We start from the raw sequence: 22,182 nt of genomic DNA, 5'->3' as shown, positions 1-22,182 counted from the left end.
GCCTCCTTCCTTAACGGAAAGAGGCACTTCAAACGATTTAGTTACGGACGAATAAGGCAACGCTCTCGACGTGAGTCGTATGCGGGAACATATCGACCGGCGTCACTTCAACGAGTGTATACCCGAGTTCTGTTAACAACTTTGCGTCGCGCGCTTGTGTCGACGCGTTACATGAGACGTAAACGATCCGCTTCGGTGCGACATCTGCTGCTGCACGCAAGAACTCTTCGTCACAGCCTTTACGTGGTGGGTCGACGACGATAACGTCCGGTTGAATACCGGCTTTAACGAGATCTGGCATGACCTTCTCAGCTGCACCGTACTCGAACGTCACGTTCTCGATGCCGTTCGCTTGTGCGTTCCGGCGTGCGTCATCGATTGCTTGCGGTACGATTTCGATGCCGTAGACGTGCTTCGCTTGTTTAGCGAGTGACAAGGAAATCGAACCGATACCACAGTAAGCATCAACGACTGTCTCATCGCCTGTCAACTGAGCGTACTCGAGCGCTTTCGCGTAGAGTTTCTCTGTTTGCAACGGGTTGACTTGGAAGAACGAATGCGGTGAGATCTCATACGTCAATCCAGCGATTTGATCGCGGATGACGGACGGTCCGTACAAGACGACGTTCTTTTTCCCGAGAATGACGTTCGTATCATCCGGGTTGATGTTGTGCTGGATCGATGTAACGTTTGGTAACGCCTTTAAGATTCCTTCAACGATCTTATCGATACCACGAAGTTGTTTGACCTTCGTGACAAGCACGACCATCAACTCGTTCGTGTGATAACCATGACGTGCCATGATATGACGGATGACGCCTGCTTTTTTCTTCTCGTCGTACGCTGGGACTTTTAAGTCAGCAAGGACTTTACGAACCGCTTGGACGGCTTCGTCGTTTTCTTTGTTTTGGATTAAGCAGTAGTCCATATCGATGATCCGGTGACTCCGTTTTTGATAGAAACCAGCCATCAATTTGTTCGATTGGAAGGCAACCGGTACTTGCGCCTTATTGCGGTAACCCCACGGATCTTCCATCCCGATCGTCTCGTGAACGGGAATTTCAAGACCTGCTAGGCGCGCGAAAGCGTCACGGACACGGTTGTGCTTGAACTTGAGTTCTGCATCGTATGACAAGTGTTGCAATTGGCAACCGCCACACTGGTTGTAAACCGGACAAGGTGGCTCGACACGATCGACACTCTTCGTCTTTTGACGGATGATACGACCGAACCCGTAAGACTTCGTCGTTTTCGTGATTTTGATCTTGACCTGCTCCGTCGGCAATGCGCCCGGGATGAAGACCGTATATCCATCGATGCGCGCGACCCCTGATCCTTCATGCGTCAGGTCGACGATCTCGACGACGTGTTCATCGTTCTTTTGTACTGGAATCATGAATATCCTCCTTAAAAACCTCGCTTCACGCGAGGTTCGTTTCTGCTTCTTGTAGTTGTGTATTGATTTGTTCCATCTCTTCGATCCGGAACTTTGGTGTCATGACTTCGAAATGAGAGCGAAGATTCGTCATCTCGCCTTCGCAAATGCCGCCAAACTCACCATCGATGTTCAAGCTCATCTCTGATGTATTCTTCATGCGGACGAATGAGGTCGTGACATGCTCGATGCAAGGGTCCGAGAAATGATCCCCTTTTAAGGCAAGACGCATGACACGAATCAGTTCGACGAGGTTACATTTCTTGAGAATGAAGAGATCGAACCGACCGTCATTGAGTGACGCGTTCGGTGACAATTTCTCGAATCCGCCGACAGAGTTCGTATTGGATGTCAAGAACAGCATGACTTCTCCTTTGAATATACCCTTTTCATGCTCCAGTTCGACATATGTCGGTCGGATTTGCGGAAGTTTCTCCATCCCTTTGACGTAGTACGCGAGCTGTCCGAGTGCCGTCTTCAGCTTCGAAGGCACTTCGTACGACAGTTCTGTCATGATGCCACCACCAGCGATGTTGATGAAGTAATGGACGCCTGCCGATCCTTCAATCTTACCGATATCGACCGGCATCGTATGTCCTGTGCAAATGACATCCATCGCCCCTTCGATCGTCAATGGAATACGCATCGCCCGACCAAAGTCATTCGTCGTTCCAACAGGTAATACACCAAGCTTCGGACGTTTGTTGTAGGCAGCCATTCCGCTGATCACTTCGTTCAACGTACCATCGCCGCCTGCTGCGACGACGAGATCAAATTCTGCTTCGCATGCTCGTGCTGCTTCATACGTTGCATCGCCGACCGCTTTCGTCGAGTAGACAGATGTCTCATAACCCGCTGCTTCGAGTCGGTCGAGGATATACGGTAAATTTCGTTTAACCATCTCTTTCCCGGAAGTCGGGTTATAAATCACGCGCGCTCTAGGTCTCATAAGATTTTCTCCTTTTTGACTCAACCGTTCATTTGATACATAACTGTTTTATTTTACATGAACTCTCGAGACATTACAAAGCCAAAAAAGACAGCGTCCGTTTCCTCGCAGAAGTAAAGGAGGAACGGACGCTGTTCAATCAGCTACTTATTTTAATTTTTCAAGCTCTTCATAGAAGAGTTGATCCAGGAGGGCAGGGTTCGCCATTCCTTTTGTTTTCTTCATGATTTGACCGATGACGAAGCCTTTCTTCCGGTCACGTCCACCGAGTAATTCCTCGACGACGGCTGGGTTCGCTTCGAACATCTCGACGATGAGACCACGTAGCAATCCTTCGTCTGAAATTTGTGCAAGACCGTTTTCTTCGACGTATGCACGTGGCTCGACACCTTCTTCGATGACGGCTGTGAAGACTTGTTTGGCGATTTTCGAAGAAATCGTGCCACTTGCGATCAAGTCGATCATCTCTGCCAGACGAGCTGGTGTCATCTTGACTGTTTCGAACGTTTCCGTCGATTTATTCAAGTGACCTTGGATCTCACCGATCGTCCAGTTGGCTGCTGCTTTTGGCTCTGCGCCTGCTGCGAGAGTCGCTTCGAAGTACTCTGCCATCTCACGTGTAACTGTCAATTGCTTCGCATCATACGCCGAAAGACCGAGTTCTTCTTGGTAACGAACGCGACGTGCATCTGGAAGTTCCGGGATACCGGCACGAATCGCTTCTTTCCAATCGTGATCAAGTACGAGCTTGACGAGGTCAGGCTCTGGGAAGTAACGGTAATCCGACGCCCCTTCTTTGACACGCATGAGGACCGTTTGTTTTTTCGTCTCATCGAAGCGAAGTGTTTCTTGACGCATCACACCACCTGCAAGCAACAACTTACGGTGACGATCTTCTTCGAACTCAAGACCTTTTAAGACGTTTCCGAATGAGTTCAAGTTTTTAAGTTCTGTTTTTGTACCGAACTTCTCTTGTCCGTATGGGCGAACGGAGATGTTACAGTCACAACGAAGTGATCCTTCTTCCATCTTGACGTCCGAGACGCCTGCATATTGCAAGACTTCCTTGAGACGTTCGAGGTAGGCGACTGCATCTTTCGGTGAACGCATGTCCGCTTCACTGACGATCTCGATGAGCGGCGCACCTGTCCGGTTGAAGTCGACGACTGAGTGATTAGCACCCGTGTGGTTCATCTTACCAGCATCTTCTTCCAAATGGACACGTTCGATTCGGAAGCGTTTCGTTTCGCCATCGACTTCCGCATCAATGTAGCCATCGAAGCCAATCGGTTGATCGAACTGTGAGATTTGATACGCTTTTGGCGTATCTGGGTAGAAATAGTTCTTCCGGTCGAATTTCGTTTGATCGGCAACTTGGCAGTTAAGTGCCATTGCTGCACGAACAGCGAGTTCAACGGCTTTTTCGTTGATTTTCGGCAAGACGCCTGGATGTCCAAGACAAATCGGACACGTTTTCGTGTTCGTCTCCGCGCCGTATTCCCGCGCACAACCACAGAACATCTTCGTGTTCGTGCTCAGCTCGGCGTGGACCTCGATCCCGATGATCGTTTCAAAGTTCATGATACATTCGCTCCTTATAACTTCGGAAGCGCGAATCCACCTGTCGCAAGCTCAAACGCATGCGCAGCGCGATAGATCGTCGCCTCATCGAAATGTTTTCCAATGATTTGTAAGCCGACCGGAAGACCGTCGACGAATCCAGCTGGAACCGAGATGGCTGGAACACCTGCCAAGTTGATTGGAATCGTCAGGATGTCATTCGCATACATCGTGACGGGATCATCGAGTTGTGCACCGAGTTCGAATGCTGGTGTCGGCGCTGTTGGTCCGATGATGACGTCATAGTTCGCGAGGACATCGTCGAAATCCTTTTTGATCAACGTTCGCGCTTGTTGTGCTTTTTTATAGTAGGCATCGTAGTAACCTGAGCTGAGCGCATACGTTCCGAGCATGATCCGCCGTTTGACTTCGTCTCCGAATCCTTGTGAGCGGGAATACTTGAAGACATCTTCAAGTGCGTCCGCTTCCGCACGGACTCCGTAACGAATACCGTCAAAGCGCGCGAGGTTCGATGATGCTTCTGATGAAGCGAGTAAGTAGTACGTCGCAAGCGCATATTTCGAGTTCGGGAGTGACACCTCATCGACTGTCGCACCGAGTGCTTCGAGTTTTTTGATTGCTTCCCGGATGTTAGCTTTGACACCTTCACTGACACCTTCACCGAAGTATTCTTTCGGAACAGCGATCTTCAGACCTTTGATATCACCTGTCAACGCTTGTGTGTAATCCGTTGCTGCGACGTTCGCAGACGTCGAATCCATTTCACAGTGTCCTGCGATCGCGCTCAAGAGATACGCGTTGTCTTCGACTGTTCGTGTCAACGGACCGATTTGGTCAAGCGATGACGCGAACGCCACGAGACCGAAGCGTGAGACGAGACCGTATGTCGGTTTCAATCCGACGACACCACAATAGGCAGCCGGTTGACGAATCGAACCACCTGTATCCGAACCAAGGCTGAACAAGACTTCGCCTGCTGCGACAGCTGCTGCTGAACCACCTGAAGAACCACCTGGAACGTGTTTCGTATTCCATGGGTTGCGAACCGGTTTGTACGCTGAGTTCTCGTTTGAAGAACCCATCGCGAACTCATCCATGTTCAATTTCCCGATCGTGATCGTCCCTGCTTCATGCAGACGCTCGACGACCGTCGCGTCATGCGCTGGTACGAAGTTCTCGAGGAATTTCGAACCACATGTCGTCGTCATCCCTTTCGTGACGATGTTATCCTTAACGCCTATTGGAAGACCAAACAATGGATTCGCTTCGTGTTTCGCGACATCATCCATTCGTTTTGCTTGCTCGAATGCTTCTTCGTTCAATGAAAGAAACGCACCGATTTTTCCATCGACGCGGTCGATTTGATCAAAGGATTCTTGGACGAGTTCAGAAACTTTGACTTCGCCATCCTGAATGAGTGTGTGTAGTGTTTTGACACCATGTTCAAAAAGTGACATCGGGTCATTTCCTCCTTATTCGAACACCGCTGGGACGCGGACTTGTCCGTCTTCCCAATCCGGTGCGAGTCGTTCTACTTCCGTACGAGGAAGTGATGGACGTACTTCGTCCTTACGTAGGACGTTCTTTAAATCGAGGACATGAGTCGTCGGTTCGACGCCTGTCGTATCGAGTTCATTTAATTGTTCAGCGAACCCAAGAATCTTCTCGAGTTGTCCTGTGAATTGTGCTACTTCTTCATCTGTCACGGCAAGGCGTGCCAAATGCGCCACGTGGCGGACTTGCTCCTCATTAATCTTTGCCATGTCATTCCACCTCCGGAACTTTTGCGATATATTTTACACTATTTCTAATCATAGCACTTTTCGTCCAGACAAAAAAGACGATGGTGCATCGGGGGGAGGTCCGCACCATCGTCCTATAGGGGTAGCAAAGCTTCCGGGCGGAAAGCTTCTAGTTATGAAATACCCGCTTTAAATCAGACGAAACAAAAATACTGAATATTCATACTAAGACATCGACGAGCAGATAGATATTGAAGACGATGACGATCGAGACGATCACCCATGCCAACGCGTTCATGAACCGACTGTTCCGATGTTCTCCCATGTACCGCTCACTCGCAGTCGCCCGAATCAAGGGAATCAAGGCGAACGGAATCCCGAACGATAAGGCGACCTGACTAAGGACAAGTGCTCGTGTCGGATCAAAACCGGAGAACAGTAACAAAATCGCAGGCAACATCGTCACGGTCCGTCGAACGAACAATGGCAGTTGAAGATGAAGAAAGCCGCGCATGATCGCGTCACCTGACATCGTCCCGACGCTTGAAGAAGCGAGACCCGAGACGAGTAAAGCAATCGCAAACAGATATGGTGCGCTACCACCGAGCGTGACATGAAGTCCCTCGTAGATCGCTTCAAGCGAACCCGCTTGATACGTCGTGCCGTAAAACACACTGGCAGCAATGACGAGCATCGCTCCATTGACCGCTCCGGCAATCAACATCGCTCCCCAAATATCGAAACGCTGAATCCGTAACATCGACAATTTATTTGCAACGTGCCCCATCCGTCGTTTCGTTAAATCGGAATGGAGATAGATCGCATGCGGCATGACGGTCGCTCCGAGCATCCCGGCAGCAAGGACGATGCTCGACGTACCTTCAAATCCCGGTAACAATCCTGCCGATAGATCACGAAAGACCGGATGAACTTCAAATACTTCAATCGCAAAAGCAGCGGCGATGATTAAGACGAGTACGGCGATGACAGCTTCGAAATGCCGGAGTCCTTTTTGCTCGAAGCCGAGGATGACGAATGATAGGATTGCCGTCAACAGCGCCGCCATCCGTAAATCGATTGCGAACAGTAAATGAAATCCGAGTGCGGCCCCGACGAACTCTGCGAGATCGGTTGCCATCGCGACGAGCTCCGCTTGTACCCAGTAGAAGAAGCGAAAGACCGGCGATAACTCCTCCCGGATTACTTCCGCTAAACTGAGATTACTGACGATTCCAAGCTTGGCTGATAGGAACTGAATGACGACGGCCATCAAGTTCGAGGCAACGATGACCCAAAGCAGCAAATAGCCATACTGAGCGCCTGCCGTCATATTCGTCGCGAAGTTTCCCGGATCGAGATACGCGACGGCAGCGACGAACGCTGGTCCGATATATGTCCGTTTTTTCGGTAAATCTTGTGTAAGTGGCTGTGTCGCCATCTCGTTCACCTCACTTTTTGTTTTCATTATACGCTCATTTTGCACAAGTGCAACAAATATGTTTATGGTAAATAACAACGTATGAAGTGAATTAAAAAGGGATGTCTCCTGTAATCAGGAAACACCCCTTTCTGTTAATTAGACGATTTTCCGCTCAGGTTCTGCACCTTTTAGCTGCGCTTGTACTTGATCGAATTCGTCATAGATGGCTTGACTCGGTTCCTTCGTCACGAGACTGCCGATGACGAGCGCAATCGTCGAAGCGATGAACGCCGGAATCATCTCGTACATTTCCGAAATGTAGGATGGTAATCCATCAACATTCTGATTGATGAGAATCCAAGCGATGACGACGACGGATCCCGTAATCATCGAAGCGAGTGCTCCGGTCTTGTTCATCCGGCGCCACAGTAGGCTGAACAAAACGACTGGTCCGAACGCTGAACCAAAACCAGCCCATGCGTAGCCGACAAGCGTCAAGATCGACTTCTGTGCTCCGAACGATAAGAGAATTGCGAGAACCGCTACGACGAGAACCATGACGCGACCCATGATCATCAGTTCGCGGTCTGAGGCACTGCGTTTAAAGAAACGATGGTAGAAATCATTCGTCGCTGCACTCGAAGAGACGAGCAGCTGCGTCGAAATCGTCGACATGATCGCAGCGAGTAATGCTGCCAGCAATAGTCCCGTAATGAATCCTGGGAAGAGATCACGTGATAATTGAATGAAGACATTCTCTGGATTTTTTAGTCCAGCACTTTGTTGCGTGAAGTAAGCATAACCAATCAAACCTGTCACCATCGCACCAACGATCGAGAATGTCATCCAGATCATTCCGACGCGACGTGCTGACTTCATCTCGTGTAAGTTCCGAATCGCCATAAAACGAACGATGATATGCGGTTGACCGAAATACCCGAGTCCCCAGGCGAGGAGCGAGATGATACCAATCGTTGTCGTCCCTTTGAAGAGTTCCAGTTTCGAGCCATCCGTTGACCGGATCGTCTCGAGTGTATCGTTGATTCCACCACTTAAAGTCAGTGCAACAGCAGGTACGATCAACAACGCGATGACCATGATCATCCCTTGGACGACGTCCGTCCAACTGACAGCAAGGAAACCGCCGAGGAAGACGTATGCGATGACGACGCCCGCTAGAATCCAAAGACCCGTCGTGTACTCGAGACCAAAGACCGCTTCGAACAAACGACCACCCGCGACAAAACCGCTTGATGCGTACATTATAAAGAATATTAAGATAACTCCAGCTGAAACAGTACGCAAGACGCCACTTTTATCGTGGAATCGTTTTTCAAAGTAATCGGGAATCGTAATCGCATCCCCTGCATGTGCCGTATACGCACGCAGACGCGGCGCGACGAGTAACCAGTTGGCATAAGCGCCAAGCAATAAACCAACGACGATCCATCCACTGGACAGACCAGTTGCATACATCGCACCCGGTAATCCCATCAACAGCCAGCCACTCATGTCACTTGCTCCAGCAGAGAGCGCCGTGACGACGGGACCAATCGTACGTCCCCCAAGCATGTAGTCATTCATGTTCTTCGTCCGATAATACGCAATGACGCCTAGTGCGACCATCAGTCCGAGATACAGCAAAATCGCAAACCACATTCCGTTCATCCTTGCTCCCCCTTTTTTTCGTGATATAAGAAAAACGGGCATGCAGGTCGCACACCCGTTTCATCTATTAAACACCATTTCAGAACATTTCTGAAGTTGTTTTTGCTTGAAGATGTAAAGTCAAGTAATCCGGTCCGCCTGCTTTCGAATCCGTTCCAGACATGTTGAATCCACCGAATGGTTGGTAGCCAACGATTGCGCCTGTGCACCCACGGTTGAAGTAGAGGTTACCGACGTGGAAGTTCGCACGCGCGTACTCTTGGTTCGTCCGGTCTTGCGTGATGACAGCACCTGTCAATCCGTATTCCGTGTTGTTCGCGATGTCGATTGCTTCTTTGAAATCTTTCGCTTTCGTGAACGCGACGACTGGTCCGAAGATCTCTTCTTGCATCAAACGATCCGTTGGTTGAACGTCAGCGACGACTGTCGGTGAGACGAAGAATCCTGTTGAATCATCTGCCGTACCACCTGCGACGATACGTCCTTCTTCTTTTGCGACGTCGAAGTACGACGTGATTTTCTTGAACGCTGCTGCGTCAATGACCGGTCCGACATTGTTTGAGACATCTGTCGGGTTACCGATGCTCAGTTTGTTCGTGTTCGCGACGACTTTTTCGAGCAACTCGTCATAGACAGAGTCGAGTGCGACGACACGTGAACAAGCTGAACATTTTTGACCCGAGAATCCGAATGCCGCTTTCGTGATCATGTCCGCTGCGTAATCGAGGTCAGCCGACTCATCGATGACCATCGTATCTTTTCCGCCCATTTCCGCGATGACGCGTTTGAGCCAGATTTGACCTTCGTTTAGTTTCGATGCCCGCTCGTTGATACGAAGTCCAACATCACGTGATCCCGTGAAGCTGATGAAACGTGTTTTCGGGTGATCGACGAGATAATCACCGACTTCTGCTCCTGAACCTGGTACGAAGTTCAAGACACCAGCCGGAAGACCAGCCTGCTCCATCACTTCGACGAATTTCGCCGCGACGACCGGTGTCGTCGATGCGGGTTTCAAGAGGATCGGGTTCCCTGCCACGATTGCTGCGACAGCTGTTCCAGCCATGATCGCGAGTGGGAAGTTCCATGGTGAGATGATGACACCAACACCGAGTGGGATGTAATCGTAACGGTTGTATTCGCCTGGACGACTCTCGACTTTTTTACCGTCTTTTAAGACGAGCATCTGACGTGCATAGTACTCGAGGAAGTCGATTGCTTCTGCTGTATCGGCATCGGCTTCATTCCAAGGCTTCCCTGCTTCTTTGACGAGGTAGGCAGAGAACTCATGCTTCCGCTTACGGATGATGTTCGCTGCTTTGAATAGGACGTCCGCACGTACAGACGGATTGACGAATTTCCATGTTTCGAAAGCTGTGACTGCTGCTTGCATCGCTTCTTCTGCATGTTCCTGTGTCGCTTTTGAGACACGTCCGACGATCTCTTCTTTGTTAGCCGGATTGACGGAGACGATTTTATCTTCCGTCGTCACATGTTTTCCACCGATGACGAGCGGATAATCTTTGCCGAGTTCTTGCGTGACGAGTGCAAGTGCCTCTTCGAACGCTTTCTTGTTTGCTTCTTGTGAGAAGTCCGTGAATGGTTCGTGTTTGTACGGAATCATCTCTATTCCCCCTTTAATCTCTACTTTAAATCGCTTACATTCTCCATTGTACAGAAGCATGAGTCCGCTTACAATTATTCTAGTCAAAAAAATAGAGGAGCGACCGATTTGGTCGCTCCTCCGTTATCAATTATTCCTTCGCTTGTGAAAAGACGATCTCTTCGTGTTCAATTGAAACTTTGACGTCTTGCCCTTGGAATAACCAATCATCTTGATCTGAGACGACGAAGTGAATGCCATCGACGACTTCTTCGACTGCTGCCCGTTCGACTTCTTCCATATGAACACCAACCGAGAAACCTTGTGTTAAATCCGTTGAGCCACCATATTTTGCGAAGAAGCGAATCGTATCGCCTGATTTTGCTTCCATCTCATCTTTAAAGTATTGCAATGCCTCATCTGTAATATGAATTTTCATATCTATCACTCCCCTTTCGTTTAGTGTACCGATATCCTACTCAAAAAAGCGAATTTCCTGTATGGTAGAGACAAGATTAGCTATGGAAGCACCATGAAACATTCATCTTAGGAGGAATTCGAATGAAACGATCGCTCGTAGTGCTGCTTGCGACCAGTCTCGTACTCGTCGGTTGCGGAAACGATTCCCCGTCTTCTACAGATACCAAATCCCCGAAGACGACGGAAACGAAACAACAGAAGGCTGAACAAGCCGTTCTTGACGTCTATCAAACATACGAAAAAACGCTCGGTCAATCCGGACGAGCAGATGCAAAATACCTTGCATCGATTGAATATACGGGTGACGAAAAACAACTTGAACCGCTTGCCGTTGGTGCGAAAAACTTGAATGTCGTTCCCGGTAAGGTCGTCAAGTCGTTCCAAAAGGGCGACGTCGCCTATATCATCCACGAATTCAAGGATGCGAAAGGATCGATTCTCCCGAACCGAGGATCGAAGCTGTTATTGAAGAAAGACGACGAGTGGAAGATCGTCCTGACACCGACGACATTCGATCCGTCCGTCTTCTCGACACTTGGTGACATGTTCACTGGATTTAACGCTGATGAGTATGGTGTCAATGCGAAGGCGGCTGATGAGATCGGAAAAACCGATGAAAAAGAGCAAGATGCCGTCTTTTCTCGCGTCAATGCGCAAACCGATTATATGGCGCTCGAGATGAACAGTAACATTCTGATGATTTATGGTGAGGCGCTCAAGAACGAAGGAAACCCTGAGACGCTCGTTGATTACTATCAAGACTACGCAGACTGGTATGAAGAAGAACAGCCACTCCTCATGAAGACGGCGAAAGCCGGGACGGATTATGAGAAGTACTTGATCGCACTCGATCCATTAAAAGAGAGTCTTCAAAAGAAGCTTGAGAAATATGCGGATCAATTAAACATGGAATTAGGATAAGGAGGAATTTTTCATGCAAGCACCTACATTCACCCTTCCGAATGCACAAGGAGAACCGATTTCCCTCGAGGATTATCGTGGAAAAAAAGTCGTACTCTATTTCTATCCGAAGGATTCAACGCCTGGCTGTACGACCGAGGCATGTGATTTCCGCGATGCGACGCAAGCGTTCGAAGAGAACAACACCGTCATTCTCGGTGTTTCTGCCGATAGTCAGAAACGGCATCAAAACTTTATCGCAAAATATGAATTACCATTCCAATTGTTATCAGATGTCGATCACGAAGTGTGTGAGCAATATGGTGTCTGGCAATTGAAAAAGAACTACGGAAAGGAATATTTTGGAATTGTTCGTTCAACGTTTTTAATTGATGAATCTGGTGAAATCGTCAAAGAATGGCGCAGTGTGAAAGTAAAAGATCACGTCGCAGAAGCACTTCAGTACGTCCAAAAGCAGAAATGAGATTATGAACCAGTTGTTTCATACAACTGGTTCTTTTTGTATTCAATAATTTTAAAAACTCCTAATTTTATCCTTACATAAAAATAATTTTTCGTAAAAAAACGTTGGTATTACACATAAATTTAATAATTTTGAAATAATCTGAAAATATTCTATTGATTTTTCTGAATATTGTATTTATTATTGATAACAAGTTGATCCGGTGCTTTCCACAGCTTAAGAATAAAAGGCGATGACCCCTCTTATTTTTAGTCGGACACCGGATCGCTATCCTATCGGTTCTTATCGTTTCACCAGATATATCTATTTCTTTTGGGAGGGATTTACTTTATGGAAAAGAAAAAGGCACTTGCACTCGTCGGAGCACTGACAATCGCTGGCTCAAGTCTTGCAGCATGCTCGACGACAGATGAAGGTTCAAAAGAAGGCGGTTCGACATCTGGAGAAAAATCTTCAGACAAACAAGTCTTGAATATCATCAGCGGTTCGGATATTCCAGCACTTAGCCCAACCGTCGCAACAGACTCTGTATCCTTCACAGTCTTGAACAACGTTCAAGAAGGTCTGTTCCGTCTAGACGAGAATCAAGAAGCAACACCGGGTGTCGCAGAAAGTGTTGATGTTTCTGAAGATGGACTTACATACACGTTCAAACTTCGTGATTCGAAATGGTCGGATGGCAGCGATGTCACAGCAAAAGACTTCGAATACGCATGGAAACGCGTCCTTGATCCGAAGAGTGGTTCACAGTATGCGTATATCATGTATATCATCGATGGCGCTGAAGCATACAACACAAGTAAAGGAAAAGCAGACGATGTCGCAGTCAAAGCGGTCGATGACAAAACGCTTGAAGTCAAGTTGACTCAACCGGCTGAATACTTCAAATCGTTGACTGGTTTCGGTTCATTCATGCCACTGAAACAAGAATTCGTTGAGAAACAAGGTAAAAACTTTGCTTCGAAGCCGGACACATTCCTTTACAACGGACCATTCGTCCTCTCGGATTGGAAGACGGATGTTGGCTGGAGCTATAAGAAAAACGATCAGTACTGGGATAAAGATAATGTCAAACTTGAAGAAATCAACACGAAAATCGTTAAGGAAGTCTCGACAGGCGTCAACTTGTACGAAAAAGGTGACATCGATCTAGCTGGTTTAACAAGTGAGTTTGTTGATCAATACAAAGACAAAGAAGACTTTGATACACGTCTTGATGCAGCAATGTACTATATCCAAATGAACTTCAAGAATGATCTCTTGAAGAACAAGGATATCCGTAAAGCGATCGATTCAGGATACGACAAGAAGCAGATGGCTGATGTTCTCTTGAACAACGGTTCAATCCCTGCTTACTACTACGTACCAAAAGACTTCGCGAAAGGTCCAGACGGTAAAGATTTCCGTGATGGCAACGAAGGTTTCGGTTCATATGACGCATCATCTGCAAAAGCATCATTCGAAAAAGGACTGAAAGCCGTCGGCAAGAAGTCTCTCAAACTCGAACTTCTTTCATATGATGATGACAACTCGAAAAAAATCTCGGAGTACCTCAAAGGCGAGTGGGAGAAAAACCTTCCAGGTCTTGAAGTTACAATCAAACAACAACCATTCAAGAACAAGTTGGATCTCGAGTCTAAAGGTGAGTTCGAGCTATCGTTCGCAGGATGGGGACCTGACTACCAGGATCCGATGACATTCCTCGATATGTGGGTAACTGGTGGACCATACAACCGTGGTAAGTACTCAAGCGATAAATATGATTCACTCATCAAGTCAGCTCAAAAAGAAGTAGATGCTGAGAAACGTTGGCAGGCTCTCAAGGATGCTGAAAAAACACTCCTTGAAGAGGATCAAGCAATCTCAGTTATGTACCAAAAAGGTGTTTCGCTTCTTCGTAAACCGTACGTCAAAGGAATCGTTAACCACAAAGTCGGTGCCGATACTTCGTACAAATGGGCTTACATCGAAGGAAAATAAGTCATACCTCAAGACCAGATTCGCTGACGAGCGTGTCTGGTCTTTTTTTCCATATGAGCCGTTTGTCCTATTTTTCTGAATAGAATTAAAATTTCGTGTCATTCTGTTTTCATTTCCATGACTTCCATTTATACTAAGCAAAGAATCCGATTCACTTTATTTACAATATTTTGCGGGAATTATTCATAATTAATGGAAATGTACCGATATATCTAATACAGAGGACTTTTGCCTCAATACTACATCGAACTAGGAAGGAGGACTCACTCATGAAGCAACGTGTACTTACGAGTCAACAGAGTTATACAGAAGAGCAGCTTGAGATGATTGAAGCCATCCGTGCGGTCGGTGAACTCATCCAGGACCGTCCACGCCGTACTGTCTATCGCCGTTATGCTTTAGTTAATGACTGGCCTCAGCCAGAAAACATCATCCGTCAATTTGGTTCGTGGCCAGAAGCCTTGTCTGCCGCTGGATACGAGTGGAATGTCGATCAACAGCCAGAGGAGCTTGAGCGGGCACCGAAATATACGAAAGACGAAATCTTAAAGTCATTCGAACGGTACGCACAAGACGTCGGCTCTACGATCACACTTAAGAAATATCAAATGTGGCGTAAATCTGTCCATCATGCACCGAGTCACTATCACATCGTCAAGATGTTCGGTTCGTGGCACGATGCGTGTACCGCTGCAGGACTTGAAGCAAGCGTCACTTATTCGAAAGCTGAACTTGCTGCTTCTCTGCGTCAAGCCATCGAGGAAGTTGGCTTTGCCCTCTCTTTTGAAGCATACCGGGAATGGGCGAAACGAAACAACAAACCATCGACGAAAGCCTTACTTCATCGCTATGGTTCTTGGTCAGCCGCGATTCATGCGATTGAAAACGAGATTCGTCTCAGCAAACAACAAGCACAATGAACTTATTCTTTTTCGATCCTTCTCGTTCATCCGAACTGGGAGGATTTTTTACATCAAAAAAGAAGATAGCGTCTCTGCTACCTTCTTCTACTTGATTTAAATGACCTTCTCTTTCCACTCCTGATACGATGCGACACGGTCGCGCCCTTGGAACTTCGCTCCGACGTACATCGCACGGTCGGCATTTCGAATCAAACTCGCGAGATCACCAAGTTCCTTTAATGTATCGATGCCGATGCTAGCCGTGATCCGGAGCGTATGCCCTTCGACTAAGATCGGATTCGCATGCAACGTCTCGCGGATTCGTTCTGCGACGATTTGGGCTGAATCAAGATCCGTATTCGGTAGTAAGATGACGAACTCCTCTCCTCCGTAACGCGCGACAAGATCCGTGATGCGTGTTGCTTGCATCAATAACTTCGCCACTTCAAATAAGACGACGTCTCCAACTTCATGACCATACGTATCATTGATTTGTTTGAAGTGATCTAAGTCGATCATTAAGGCTGAGAACGGATAAAGGTCGCGTTGTTTAATACGACGATCGCCCCACTCTTGAAGGGCACGATAGTTCGGTAATTTCGTCATCGCATCCGTCCTGCTATCGGTCAACAAGCGTTCTCGCTCGTGTGCCCGTTCCACTGCCCACGACAGGACACGAAGGGCACGGTATAGCTCATATCCAAAATCCTGCGTGAATTCACCACTTGCGTTCGAGGCAAGGAGCAACGAGCAGTTGATCGTCTCCGTCGCTTCCGGTTGAATGAAGAGGACCGACTGTGTCTCTTCCGGCAAGCTATCGTAAAGACGAATATCCCACTCCTGTTGCATCCCGTAAAGAAGGACTTCTTCTTTTTCGATGATGTCTTCAATGATTCGTCCTTCGACATGATCGGCTTTTAACTTTCGTCCGTCCTTCAACGAATAGTACACGCTTTGCTTTCCTTCTTTGAAATCAAACTTAATCCAAGCGATATCCGGTTTGACGAATTGATTGAGCTGTCGTAAATACCGCTCGATGATGAACTGGGCATCACCGTCTTTCCAAGCCGCCTCTTTCAATCGCTCGATCTGCTCCCAATGTTCGATCCGGTCTGTTGCTTCAACGGAACTTCCCAGTGCACGCTTGATGATGAATAAGGCAAACGCCGCCATGACGAGTCCGCTATTCCCGTTCCCTTGAACGACGAGTGTGCTGAAGATTCCGTATAACAATTCTGCTGTGATGACGACCGCTTCGAAACGTAGCAGTTGGAACATGACGTCACTTGGAATGTTTTCTCCAAGAAGAAATCGGGATAACTGGTATTGCAATAAGAGGACGATCCAGAGAATCGCAACCATCGCCAGTAACGGTACGATGTTTTCTGTCAGCACGAATGCTTCGCCATGTGTTCCGCCGAGTGCATTATAGGCAAGACCTGCTGGAACGATTAAAAACAATTCGAGTGCGACGTTGAAGGGATAGTTATGTAACATCCGCCGACGTCCGATTGGTGTATGAATCGTTCGCAACTGATAGATGAGCATCGTCAATTGCCCGACACAAATCGCTGATAATAATCCATACGTCAAGAATGTAAAGAGGACGAATCCAAAATGGAAAGTAAAACTCATATGACGACGACGGACAGGATCGACGACGAAAATCGTCGATAAGGCGGCAATCAATAAGAACGTAAACAAATCGACGCTGAGACTATAATCTCTCGACTTCGCAAAAAGATCGATGCCTATGACGATTACGAAAAAAACGACCCAGCTTCGAAGGAGATATTGTTGAAAACGACGCACAAAACATTCCCCTTCCTTTAAGTTATGTAGTTGTATATTACTGGAAATCGATATGCCCATTATTCTACTTTTCGAGCAAAAAGTCGAACTTTGATGGTCTCCTTTGATACAATTGACGCGAGGTGATTTTTTTATGACAAATACATTCACGCAACACGCATTTGATACATTTCAGATCGATGGACTAGAACCACGGATGGAAGCGATTCGCGAACGCATCCAGCCGGTCTTTCGAGACATTGGTCAGGAAGTCGCACCTGACTTAACGGTCGCAACAGCAGAAGATGTCCATGTTCACATCGCGCAACATGCACGTCGGAAGGTCAACCCTCCGAAGGATACATGGATGGCATTCTCACCCGATAAACGTGGATACAAAAAACATCCGCATTTCCAAGTCGGTCTGTTTGATGATCATCTGTTCATTTGGCTTGCCTATATCTACGAGTTACCGAATAAACAACAATACGCATCGAAACTGTTACAGCATACAGAACTGCTGACATCCCTTCCGGATGATTTCGTCGTCTCATACGATCATATGAAAAAAGACGCCGTCTCCGTTCATGAGACGGATATCGAAAAAGGATTACAACGTTTCCACGACGTCAAAAAGGCAGAATTCCTTGTTGGTCGTCATATTCCGGCAGAACAAGTGCATCACCTGTCACGCGAAGAATTACTCGATATGATTCGAAATACCTATTCGCATCTCGTACCACTCTATAAAACGATTAAATAAAAAGGATGGCCGAATCGGTCATCCTTTTTCATTAGTTATATTTTACTAGAATTGACATGACTTGTGTACGGTCGGAATTCAAATTTAGATAAATGTTGACCTGTTTTGAGGAAACAGTCATGACGTTGAATGTTTTATCGAGTTTCGCTGTCGGATACGCTTTTTTGACTTCCTTGACCGTCACAGTCCGCTTGACCTGCTTCGGATCATAGACGATTGCACTAACTTTTGCTTTTGTGTCCTTCACCCCATACGTGGAGCAGTAATGAAGAGCGCGATCCGCTGAGGCAAGACCATTTCCGCTTTGACACCAATTCGAGTTCTTTTCCCCCTTATAGGCTTTATGTACTTGGGCAAGTGTTGTTTTTTCAAGAACAACTTTTCCATCGAGTGAACGTGCTTGTTTCGCTTGTGTTTGAATTTCTTGCAGCCATTTGACGTCTGTCTGTTTTGTTGCTTCGACCGGTTGGTTATATGAAGTGCCTGACACGATGCTGACAGTGAGTGCGGCAGTTAAGATGATTCCTAAGACTTGTTTCATGATGATATCCTCCTCTGCGCCTATAAATGGCGTTGATAATAAACTCATTCCCCTATTTCAAAAAATTATTCAGTTTTTATAGTTTTTTTCTGGGAACTTATATTTATTTTTTTGATGAGAAATAAAAAAAGAACCTAGTGTCGCCTGACACTAGGTTCTTCCTCATTTCTTATGCATCTTAAACTCTAAGAACAACTCATTGTAATGCGCGAGCATCTTTTTTCCGAGGTTCTCATAGACTTCAAGTGTATCGGTAACTTGTTTATCAGGATAGAATCGCTCATCGGTCCGAACCGATTTGTCGAGCAATTTCAAGCCTTCTTTGTTTGGTGTCGAATAGCCGACGTAGTCCGCATTTTTCGCTGAAATATCAGGACGCAGCATGAAGTTGATGAACTCGTGTGCCCCCTCGACGTTTTTAGCCGTCTTTGGAATGACGATATTATCGAACCAGACGTTTGATCCTTCTTTTGGAATGACGTAGTCGAGATTTTCGTTTTCACTCATGATCTCGTTTGCATCACCCGACCAGACGACACCGAGCCCTGCTTCTTCGTTCGCGAGCAATAACTTGATCTCGTCCCCGACGATTGCCTTGACGTTTGGTGTCAGGCGCATCAAGTTCGCTTTTGCTTCCTGTAGTTTCGACTCATCCGTTTCGTTCAGCGAATAACCGAGACTATTCAAGCTCATCCCCATGACTTCACGGGCACCGTCAGCGAGTAGAATCTGATTCTTTAGCTTCGGATCCCAGAGATCCTTCCAGCTCGTCGGTTTCTTCCCACCAATTAAGTCTTTATTGTAGACGATACCGACCGTTCCCCAGAAATACGGAATCGAGTACTTATTGTTCGGATCGAATGATAAATCTAAAAAGCGTGAATCGATGTTCTTGAGATTCGGAATTTTTTGATGATCAATCGGAACGACGAGCTTCTCATCGATCATCTTCGCAATCGCATAGTCGGACGGAACGGCGATATCGTATGTCGTTCCTCCTTGCTCGATTTTCGTCAGCATCGCTTCGTTCGAATCGAACGTTTGATAGACGACCTTGATACCGCTCTCTTTTTCAAACTGTTTGATCAGTGCAGGGTCGATATAATCGCCCCAGTTGTAGATGTTCAAGACATTTTTACCCGAATATCCCTGTGTCTCATTTAACTGATTCAAGGTGAACAGGATGACACCTGAAATCAAGAAAATCGCGGCGAACAATTGAATCAATTTTTTCAACGGTCATTTCACCTCCGGTCGCGACAGCTTCGTAGCAGCTCGTTGGTTCAAGAAGTAGTAGCCGATGACGAGTAAGAACGTAAACAAGAAAATGACAGTCGACAGGGCGTTGATCTTCATCGAAATCCCTTGACGGGCGAGTGAGTAGATCTCAACGGACAACGTTGTGAAGCCATTTCCTGTCACGAAGAACGTCACCGCAAAATCATCCAATGAGTACGTCAATGCCGTGAAGAATCCAGCAAAGATACCTGGTGTAATGTACGGCAAGATAACTTTCGTCAAAACATCCCAACGGCTTGCGCCTAAGTCACGCGCTGCATCGACAAGCGTTGGACTCATCTCCTGCAACTTCGGTAAGACGAGAATGACGACGATCGGTACCGAAAATGCGATGTGGGACAGTAAGACCGACGTAAAGCCGAGCTGGATGCCAAGTAGCGTGAAGAAAATCAAGAATGATGCCCCGATGATGACATCCGGACTGACGATCAAGATGCTATTTAGCGTTAACAACGACGTCTCGACACGTTTCTTACGGACGGCTTGAATCCCGATCGCTCCGAATACGCCAAGGATCGTCGAGATCGCAGCTGACAACAAGGCGATGACGAGTGTGTTCAAGACGATGATTAACAAGCGTGAATCTTGGAAGACTTCCTTGTACCAATCCCACGTGAACGAATCGAAGTTCGTCATATTGTCAGCGCTGTTGAACGAATAGAATGCCAAGTAGAATATCGGAGCATACAAAATGATGAAGACTCCGATCAGATAAAGATTTGCTAGTTTCAGACGTTTCATCAAGTCGTCGCTCCTTTCTTCCGTTTCGTACTCGTCAAGGCAAGGATGATCGCCATTGCGATGATGAGGAAGACGGCGATCGTCGCTCCCATGCCCCAGTTTTGTGTCACGAGAAACTGCTGTTCAATCGCTGTACCGAGCGTGATGACGCGGTTTCCGGCAATCAGACGCGTAATCATGAACAGCGATAATGCCGGAATGAAGACGAGCTGACAGCCTGACTTCACACCATCGAGCGTCAACGGGAAGACGACACGCCGGAACGTCGTGAAGTTCGACGCCCCAAGATCACGTGCAGCGAAGACGAGTGACGGGCTCAGTTTTTCAATCGCGTTGAAGATCGGCAGGATCATGAACGGAATGAAGATGTACACCGAGACGAAGACAAAACTGAAATCGGTAAAGAGAATCTGTTGTCGTCCAATCCCGATCGCTTCAAGCGTTTGGTTCGCAAGACCATACGTACTGAACAACCCGATGAAGGCATAAGCTTTCAACAACAAGTTGATCCACGTCGGTAAGATGATCAAAAGTAGCCACAGCTGTTTATGCTTCGTTTTCGTTAACAAGTAAGCGGTTGGATAACCAATCAAGAGCGAAAACACCGTAATCAAAAAGGCATACCAGAACGAGCTGAGTGTCATCGTCAAATAGGTCGACGTAAAGAAGTTCTGGTAGTTCTCAAATGAGAAGTTGCCGTCCAAATCAAGGAATGAATAGTAGACGACGAGTACGATCGGTGCGATGACGAACAAGGCAATCCAGAATAGATACGGGATGAGATACCAATTACGTGATTTTTGCATCATAACACCCCGTCGTAGGATTCCAGACGTTTATCGAATTCTTCTTCCGTCTCGTTCAGTCGCATGACGTGAATCGCTTCCGGATCAAATGTCAGTCCGATCTGCTCACCAACCGTCGCCTTTTTCGTACTGTGGACGAGCCATTCGTTACCGACTTCATCCATACAAGCAATTTCGTAGTGCACGCCACGGAAGAGTTGCGAATCGACGGTGACTTGCAGTTTCCCTTGTGTCACGTTCGTGATTTCAAGATCCTCCGGACGGATGACGATCTCGACCGGTTCGTTCAATTCAAGACCACGGTCGACACATTCGAATTCCTTCTCGGCGAACCAGACCCGATAGTCTTCCACCATGCGCCCTGGAATGATGTTCGACTCACCGATGAAGTCCGCGACGAAGCGGTTGATCGGTTCATCATAGATATCCGTCGGTGTGCCCGATTGTTGAATGACACCGTGATTGAGGACGAAGATTTCATCTGACATTGCCAGTGCCTCTTCTTGGTCGTGCGTGACGAAGATGAACGTGATGCCAAGACGACGTTGCAAATCGCGGAGCTCATACTGCATCTCTGTTCGCAATTTCAAGTCGAGCGCTGACAGTGGCTCATCGAGCAAGATGACTTCCGGCTCATTGACGATTGCCCGGGCAATCGCGACACGTTGCCGCTGTCCACCTGACATCTCGGTGATTTCTCGTTTGTCATAACCGGACAAGTTGACGAACTTCAACGCATCCGTCACACGTTTTGCGATTTCTGCTTCTTTCACCTTCTTGATGCGAAGACCGAAGGCGATATTTTCGAAGACGTTCAAGTGCGGGAAGAGTGCATAGTCTTGGAAAACAGTATTGACTTGACGTTTGTTCGCCGGTACATCGTTGATCCGTTTTCCGTTGAAGATGATGTCCCCTTCTGTCGCTTCCGAAAAGCCGGCAATCAGTCGTAAGATCGTCGTTTTCCCACAACCCGATGGTCCGAGTAACGTATAGAACTTCCCGCGTTCGATTTCAAAGCTGACTTGGTCGAGGACGGTCTGATCGTCATATCGTTTCGTAACGTCCTTGAATTGAATGATCGTAGTATCTGCCAATCT

The 22,182-nt window shown here is 47.3% G+C and carries 20 protein-coding genes; 5 read left to right on the top strand and 15 right to left on the bottom strand.

What is annotated here, in order from left to right; translation table 11 throughout:
• Positions 1-37 precede the first annotated feature (37 nt).
• The 9 genes from rlmD to KNQ06_RS01405 form a co-directional block, all read right to left on the bottom strand.
• Entirely contained in the window at positions 38-1,396 is a 1,359-nt protein-coding gene (gene rlmD, locus KNQ06_RS01445) for a 23S rRNA (uracil(1939)-C(5))-methyltransferase RlmD (RefSeq protein WP_035396153.1), read from the bottom strand.
• A gap of 25 nt (positions 1,397-1,421) precedes the next feature.
• Positions 1,422-2,384: a diacylglycerol kinase gene (locus KNQ06_RS01440; protein ID WP_029342573.1), complete on the bottom strand. Its 963-nt coding sequence runs from the start codon at positions 2,382-2,384 to the stop codon at positions 1,422-1,424.
• 147 nt (positions 2,385-2,531) lie between these two features.
• Positions 2,532-3,965, bottom strand: a complete 1,434-nt coding sequence (gatB, locus tag KNQ06_RS01435) for an Asp-tRNA(Asn)/Glu-tRNA(Gln) amidotransferase subunit GatB (RefSeq protein ID WP_023469334.1) — start codon at positions 3,963-3,965, stop codon at positions 2,532-2,534.
• Between the two features lie 14 nt (positions 3,966-3,979).
• Positions 3,980-5,422 carry an Asp-tRNA(Asn)/Glu-tRNA(Gln) amidotransferase subunit GatA gene (gene gatA, locus KNQ06_RS01430; protein ID WP_214858289.1) on the bottom strand — a complete coding sequence of 481 codons (1,443 nt, stop codon included), beginning with the start codon at positions 5,420-5,422 and terminating at the stop codon, positions 3,980-3,982.
• Between the two features lie 15 nt (positions 5,423-5,437).
• Positions 5,438-5,728 (bottom strand): Asp-tRNA(Asn)/Glu-tRNA(Gln) amidotransferase subunit GatC, encoded by a 291-nt coding sequence (gene gatC, locus KNQ06_RS01425; RefSeq protein ID WP_023469336.1) that lies wholly within the window; start codon positions 5,726-5,728, stop codon positions 5,438-5,440.
• A gap of 199 nt (positions 5,729-5,927) precedes the next feature.
• Complete coding sequence (locus KNQ06_RS01420; RefSeq protein WP_215147172.1) at positions 5,928-7,172, bottom strand: Nramp family divalent metal transporter; 1,245 nt, start codon at positions 7,170-7,172, stop codon at positions 5,928-5,930.
• A 111-nt stretch (positions 7,173-7,283) separates the two neighbouring features.
• Positions 7,284-8,795, bottom strand: coding sequence for a sodium/proline symporter PutP (gene putP, locus KNQ06_RS01415; protein WP_285800503.1), 1,512 nt, complete (start codon positions 8,793-8,795; stop codon positions 7,284-7,286).
• Between the two features lie 79 nt (positions 8,796-8,874).
• Entirely contained in the window at positions 8,875-10,419 is a 1,545-nt protein-coding gene (pruA, locus tag KNQ06_RS01410; protein WP_029342578.1) for an L-glutamate gamma-semialdehyde dehydrogenase, read from the bottom strand.
• A gap of 130 nt (positions 10,420-10,549) precedes the next feature.
• Entirely contained in the window at positions 10,550-10,837 is a 288-nt protein-coding gene (locus KNQ06_RS01405) for a HesB/YadR/YfhF family protein (protein WP_023469340.1), read from the bottom strand.
• Between the two features lie 122 nt (positions 10,838-10,959).
• Between KNQ06_RS01405 and KNQ06_RS01400 the strand changes: the two genes are divergently transcribed.
• From KNQ06_RS01400 to KNQ06_RS01385, 4 genes are all read left to right on the top strand, one after another.
• The gene (locus KNQ06_RS01400; RefSeq protein ID WP_064299363.1) at positions 10,960-11,799 is read left to right on the top strand and encodes a hypothetical protein; all 840 of its coding nucleotides are present in this window, start codon (positions 10,960-10,962) and stop codon (positions 11,797-11,799) included.
• 13 nt (positions 11,800-11,812) lie between these two features.
• Positions 11,813-12,262, top strand: coding sequence for a thioredoxin-dependent thiol peroxidase (bcp, locus tag KNQ06_RS01395; RefSeq protein WP_149427820.1), 450 nt, complete (start codon positions 11,813-11,815; stop codon positions 12,260-12,262).
• 330 nt (positions 12,263-12,592) lie between these two features.
• Positions 12,593-14,242: a peptide ABC transporter substrate-binding protein gene (locus tag KNQ06_RS01390; RefSeq protein ID WP_064299361.1), complete on the top strand. Its 1,650-nt coding sequence runs from the start codon at positions 12,593-12,595 to the stop codon at positions 14,240-14,242.
• Between the two features lie 269 nt (positions 14,243-14,511).
• Positions 14,512-15,162: a homing endonuclease associated repeat-containing protein gene (locus KNQ06_RS01385; protein WP_047393045.1), complete on the top strand. Its 651-nt coding sequence runs from the start codon at positions 14,512-14,514 to the stop codon at positions 15,160-15,162.
• A 96-nt stretch (positions 15,163-15,258) separates the two neighbouring features.
• Here the strand turns inward: KNQ06_RS01385 and KNQ06_RS01380 are convergent, their stop codons facing one another.
• Entirely contained in the window at positions 15,259-16,956 is a 1,698-nt protein-coding gene (locus tag KNQ06_RS01380; protein WP_064299360.1) for a GGDEF domain-containing protein, read from the bottom strand.
• A 133-nt stretch (positions 16,957-17,089) separates the two neighbouring features.
• On the opposite strand from KNQ06_RS01380, the gene KNQ06_RS01375 reads away from it, so the two are divergent.
• Positions 17,090-17,698: a YktB family protein gene (locus KNQ06_RS01375; RefSeq protein ID WP_064299359.1), complete on the top strand. Its 609-nt coding sequence runs from the start codon at positions 17,090-17,092 to the stop codon at positions 17,696-17,698.
• A gap of 31 nt (positions 17,699-17,729) precedes the next feature.
• Here the strand turns inward: KNQ06_RS01375 and KNQ06_RS01370 are convergent, their stop codons facing one another.
• The 5 genes from KNQ06_RS01370 to KNQ06_RS01350 all read right to left on the bottom strand — a co-directional run bounded on the left by KNQ06_RS01370 (position 17,730) and on the right by KNQ06_RS01350 (position 22,179).
• Entirely contained in the window at positions 17,730-18,239 is a 510-nt protein-coding gene (locus tag KNQ06_RS01370; RefSeq protein ID WP_064299358.1) for a hypothetical protein, read from the bottom strand.
• 162 nt (positions 18,240-18,401) lie between these two features.
• On the bottom strand, positions 18,402-19,475 hold the full coding sequence (locus KNQ06_RS01365) for an ABC transporter substrate-binding protein (RefSeq protein WP_047393031.1): 1,074 nt from the start codon (positions 19,473-19,475) through the stop codon (positions 18,402-18,404).
• A 3-nt stretch (positions 19,476-19,478) separates the two neighbouring features.
• Positions 19,479-20,279, bottom strand: a complete 801-nt coding sequence (locus KNQ06_RS01360) for an ABC transporter permease (protein WP_029342587.1) — start codon at positions 20,277-20,279, stop codon at positions 19,479-19,481.
• Positions 20,279-21,088 (bottom strand): ABC transporter permease, encoded by an 810-nt coding sequence (locus tag KNQ06_RS01355; RefSeq protein ID WP_029342588.1) that lies wholly within the window; start codon positions 21,086-21,088, stop codon positions 20,279-20,281. Before KNQ06_RS01355 ends, KNQ06_RS01360 begins: the two co-directional genes overlap by 1 nt.
• Positions 21,085-22,179 (bottom strand): ABC transporter ATP-binding protein, encoded by a 1,095-nt coding sequence (locus tag KNQ06_RS01350; RefSeq protein WP_215147170.1) that lies wholly within the window; start codon positions 22,177-22,179, stop codon positions 21,085-21,087. The genes KNQ06_RS01355 and KNQ06_RS01350 overlap by 4 nt, the downstream gene beginning before the upstream one ends.
• Positions 22,180-22,182 lie beyond the last annotated feature (3 nt).

Source organism: Exiguobacterium sp. s91 (assembly GCF_018618915.1).
Lineage (GTDB): Bacteria > Bacillota > Bacilli > Exiguobacteriales > Exiguobacteriaceae > Exiguobacterium_A > Exiguobacterium_A abrahamii.
The sequence above is the reverse complement of the archived record's forward strand: the minus strand, read 5'-3'. Positions and strand labels throughout refer to the sequence as shown.